The following is a 304-nucleotide window of genomic DNA, read 5'->3' as shown; positions in this document are numbered from 1 at the left end:
GCACAGAGGACGGCTGGAGGCGTGGCTGGCAAATCTGCCGGACGCCACGCCCCTCTGAGCCAGGTCACCGCATACCAGATCAATCAAAAAAGTAGCGAGGAGACAGCGTGACCCTGGAATTGAAACAAGTGGCCAAGACGGTCGGTGCCGAAACGCACCTGTACCCGCTTGACCTCAATCTTGCCAAAGGCGGCATCAACGTCCTGCTGGGCCCGACCCAGGCCGGCAAGACGTCCCTGATGCGCATCATCGCCGGGCTCGACAAGCCCACCGCAGGGCGCGTGCTGGTCGATGGCCAGGACGT

The 304-nt window shown here is 62.8% G+C and carries 1 protein-coding gene; it reads left to right on the top strand.

Annotated elements, in window-relative coordinates:
- Positions 1-107: 107 nt before the first annotated feature.
- A partial coding sequence (locus B3873_RS21765) for an ATP-binding cassette domain-containing protein (RefSeq protein WP_286869036.1) occupies positions 108-304 on the top strand: 197 nt, incomplete at its 3' end.

It is taken from the genome of Herbaspirillum sp. UBA812, assembly GCF_002296545.1.
GTDB classification, from domain to species: domain Bacteria; phylum Pseudomonadota; class Gammaproteobacteria; order Burkholderiales; family Burkholderiaceae_D; genus Herbaspirillum; species Herbaspirillum huttiense.
This window is presented reverse-complemented; position numbering and strand designations above follow the sequence as displayed.